Source organism: Streptomyces sp. 15-116A, assembly GCF_025290915.1.
Lineage (GTDB): Bacteria > Actinomycetota > Actinomycetes > Streptomycetales > Streptomycetaceae > Streptomyces.
In genome coordinates this window covers 1-3,800 of the sequence record NZ_JAOCQE010000422.1, presented here as the reverse complement: position 1 = coordinate 3,800, position 3,800 = coordinate 1, and the positions used below count along the sequence as shown (strand labels likewise).

General features: G+C 74.0%; 4 protein-coding genes and 1 pseudogene. 4 read left to right on the top strand and 1 reads right to left on the bottom strand.

The window, feature by feature from the left end:
- Window positions 1-674: HEAT repeat domain-containing protein (locus N4P33_RS33670; protein WP_399030612.1), on the top strand; the 674-nt coding region annotated here is incomplete at its 5' end.
- Between the two features lie 95 nt (window positions 675-769).
- Here N4P33_RS33670 and N4P33_RS33665 read toward each other — a convergent pair.
- On the bottom strand, window positions 770-1,354 hold the full coding sequence (locus tag N4P33_RS33665; protein ID WP_260830726.1) for a hypothetical protein: 585 nt from the start codon (window positions 1,352-1,354) through the stop codon (window positions 770-772).
- 169 nt (window positions 1,355-1,523) lie between these two features.
- Between N4P33_RS33665 and N4P33_RS33660 the strand changes: the two genes are divergently transcribed.
- The 3 genes and pseudogenes from N4P33_RS33660 to N4P33_RS33650 form a co-directional block, all read left to right on the top strand.
- Window positions 1,524-2,678, top strand: a complete 1,155-nt coding sequence (locus tag N4P33_RS33660; protein WP_260830725.1) for a sialidase family protein — start codon at window positions 1,524-1,526, stop codon at window positions 2,676-2,678.
- 73 nt (window positions 2,679-2,751) lie between these two features.
- Entirely contained in the window at window positions 2,752-3,429 is a 678-nt protein-coding gene (locus N4P33_RS33655; RefSeq protein ID WP_260830724.1) for a uracil-DNA glycosylase, read from the top strand.
- A 41-nt stretch (window positions 3,430-3,470) separates the two neighbouring features.
- A pseudogene (locus tag N4P33_RS33650) lies at window positions 3,471-3,800 on the top strand (ATPase); the annotation flags it as partial.

The window sequence follows — 3,800 nt, the reverse complement described above, 5'->3', positions numbered from 1 at the left end:
CCACGCCGCTGCTCCGCGCGCTGGCGGCACTCGGCGACGGCGACGCCCTGCCGGTGGTGCTGCGACTGACCACGGGGCTGCCCGCTGGCCTGCGCCTGCGGGACGCGTTGCTCGCCTCGGCCGTCCGCACGCTGGGTGCGCTCGGGGAGGCGGCCGGGGAGGCGATACCTGTGCTGCGTGGGCTGCTGGACGGGGGGTGCGGTGTGGCGGCGGCGGAGGCGCTGTGGTCGATCGAGGGGGATGCGGAGGCGGTACTGCCTGTGTTGTTGCGGGAGTTGAGGGGCGAGGGCGGCTCCCGGGCGGCGGCGGAGGCTCTGGGCCGCCTGGGCCCGGCGGCCGGCACCGCGGTGCCGGGCCTGCACGAACTGACCCGCTCCGGCGACCCGTGGGAACGGACGACCGCCGCATGTTCCTTGTGGCGCATCACGGGTGAGCCGTCCCCGTCGTCGGACATCCTGCGGACAGCATGGCGCGAAAACCCCTACACCCGCGTCCAGATCGCAACGCTGGCCGCAGACCTGGGGTCTGCCGCGAACCCCCTGCACGACCTGCTCCGCACGGAACTGTCCACCCCTCACCGCCACCGAGCAGCCCAGGGCACGTACACGGGCACCGACCTCCACGAGGACGAGGCTCTGCTTCGCGAGTGCCGAAGGGCACTGGGGAGCACTTGACGTGGGCAGGGCAGCTGGGGTCTGTGGCACCCCGCCGGCGCGGGCGAGCGACACCCACCCCCGGGCCACGGCGAGAAGCTGAACCCTCCCCGACCTCAGCTCGCGCTCCGCCCCCACTGCGGTCCCAGCCGCGCCCACTCCGCGTCCCACTCCGCCAGCCGCCGCTCCTCCAGCCGCCCGCACACCGCACGCCCCACCGCCACAGGCACCACACCCGCACCCAACGCCGCCACCGCACCCACCAGCCGCGCCCTCAGCCTCGCCTCGGACACGGTGGCAGGCCGCGTCACCTGCCGCCCCCGCCGGTCCGTCCACACATCGACCGCCGTACCGGCCCCGCTCCCGGCCGCAACCCGGATCTGCCCGGTGTGCAAGGAACCGTCGGCGCCCGTCCACCGAGCCGTCGCCCACACATGATCGGCCCGGCTGTCACGCCCATCCCCGCGCGCGTTCCCCGGCGCCCGCTCCGTCAAGTACGCCTGGACCCGGCGCCACTCCGCGCGTTCCCGCGCCAACGCGTCCTCGACCGAGCCGCTCACCGCCGCACCGGCGGACGCGGAGATCAGAAGGGTGAGGGCCCACGACGCCAGCAGGAACCAGGACTCGACCCGGTCCGCCCTCCGCTTCAGCGGATTGCGCCGCCAGCGCCACAGCCACCGCCCCGGTCCACGCACCGCCATCGACGGCACCCTCCTCACACCCCGCAGGGCCCTCCCGCGCCGCCCTCCCATACGTCGGGCCGTCGCCGGATGCTCACCACCAGGCGCACCGAGCCGGGGCAGCGCCCGCCCCGCTCCCCCGCAACACCGCGCTGACCTGCGACGCCGACTGATCCAGAGGTGACTGTCAGTGGTGGGGTGCAGACTGGCCGATGTCCGAAATCAAGACGTCGACGACGACGTCGCGGAGGTGATCGGCATGACCGAGGTACTGCTCGCCGTGGGCACCCGCAAGGGCCTGTTCATCGGGCGCCGGCGGGGTGGCGCCTGGGAGTTCGACGAGAGCCCCTACTTCAACGCGCAGGCCGTGTACTCGGTCGCCATCGACACCCGCGGCGCGGCCCCGCGGCTGCTGGTCGGCGGCGACAGCTCGCACTGGGGCCCGTCCGTGTTCCACTCCGACGACCTGGGCCGGACGTGGACGGAGCCGGCCCGTCCGGCCGTCAAGTTCCCCAAGGACACCGGGGCTTCGCTGGAGCGGGTCTGGCAGCTGCATCCGGCCGCCGCCGAGCCGGACGTGGTCTACGCGGGCACGGAACCGGCCGCGCTGTACCGCTCGGAGGACCGCGGGGAGACCTTCGAGCTGATCCGTCCGCTGTGGGAGCACCCGACGCGCTCCAAGTGGATGCCGGGCGGCGGCGGTGAGGGGCTGCACACCGTGCTGACCGACGAACGCGACCCGCGGGCGGTCACGGTGGCCGTCTCGACGGCGGGTGTGTTCCGCACGCTGGACGGCGGCCAGAGCTGGGCGCCCTCCAACTCGGGGGTGTCCGCGGTGTTCCTGCCGGATCCCGACCCGGAGTTCGGCCAGTGCGTGCACAAGGTGACCCGGGACGCGGTGGACCCGGACCGGCTGTATCTCCAGAACCACTGGGGGGTGTATCGCAGCGACGACGCGGGCGCGCACTGGACGGACATCGGCGAGGGGCTGCCGTCCACGTTCGGTTTCGCGGCGGTGGCCCATCCGCACCGGGGGGACACGGCGTATGTGTTCCCGATCAACGCCGACTCCGACCGGGTGCCCGCCGACCGGCGCTGCCGGGTGTTCAGGACGGAGGACGCGGGCAGAAGCTGGGAGCCGCTCAGCGCGGGCCTGCCGCAGGGCGACCACTACGGCACGGTGCTGCGCGACGCGATGTGTCACGACGGCTCGGATCCGGCGGGCGTGTACTTCGGCAATCGCAACGGCGAGGTGTACGCGTCGGCCGACGACGGCGACAGCTGGCGGCAGTTGGCGGCGCATCTGCCGGACGTGCTGTGTGTGCGGGCCGCGGTGGTCGGATGAGCGAAGGGGCGCTTCCGTCCGGTCCTGGCCACTGGTTGATCCCCGCTGCCGTTACGGCAGTAGGGTGACGCCCGTGGCACCACGACCCTTGCATGAGATTGTCGAAGCGGGCTGGGCGAAGGCCCTGGAACCGGTGGCCGGACGGATCGCCGGGATGGGCGAGTTCCTGCGCGCGGAGATCGCCGCGGGACGCACCTATCTCCCGGCCGGGCAGCACGTCCTGCGGGCCTTTCAGCAGCCCTTCGACGAGGTACGCGTCCTGATCGTCGGCCAGGACCCGTACCCGACCCCGGGACACGCCGTGGGGCTGTCGTTCTCGGTCGCGCCCGAGGTGCGGCCGCTGCCCGGCAGCCTCGTCAACATATTCCGTGAGCTGACCTCCGACCTGGGCGTGCCCCAGCCGACCACGGGTGATCTGACGCCGTGGACCGAGCAGGGCGTGCTGCTGCTCAACAGGGCGCTCACCACGGCTCCGCGCCGGCCGGGCGCGCATCGGGGCAAGGGCTGGGAGGAGGTCACCGAGCAGGCGATCCGGGCGCTGGCGGGGCGCGGCAAGCCGCTGGTGTCCATTCTGTGGGGCCGCGACGCGCGCAACTGCCGTCCGATGCTGGGCGATCTGCCCGCGGTGGAGTCGGCGCATCCCTCGCCGATGTCGGCCGACCGGGGCTTCTTCGGCTCCCGGCCGTTCAGCCGGGCCAACGACCTGTTGATCCGTCAGGGCGGCCAGCCGGTGGACTGGCGACTGCCGTGACCGGGGCACGGGCGGAGCACGGGCCCGGACCTCGCGGATTCGTGGCCGTCGACTCCGGCGGCTCGGGTCTGCGGGTCGTCGTGGGCACGCCCGGGCGCGGTCCGCTGGCGCGGGGTGCCTCCGGGGAGCCGGTGCGGACCGGTGCCCGGGGGATCGACGCCGGGCACCTCATGGAGCAACTGGTGCCTCTGGCGCGGGGACTGGCCGCCGAGGCGGGGGTCGGGAGCCTGGACACCGCTGTCGTCGGGGCGGCCGGGCTGGCGAGCCTGGGGGACGAACTGCGCGCCGAGTTGCCAGGCGCCCTCGCCCGGCAGCTGGGGGCGCGGCGGGTGGCGCTGGTGGCCGACGCGGTCACGGCGTACGTCGGCGCT

What these genes read in the sequence shown, in the direction of transcription:
- N4P33_RS33665 (WP_260830726.1), bottom strand. Translation starts at nt 1,354, where the DNA reads ATGGCGGTGCGTGGACCGGGGCGGTGGCTGTGGCGCTGGCGGCGCAAT.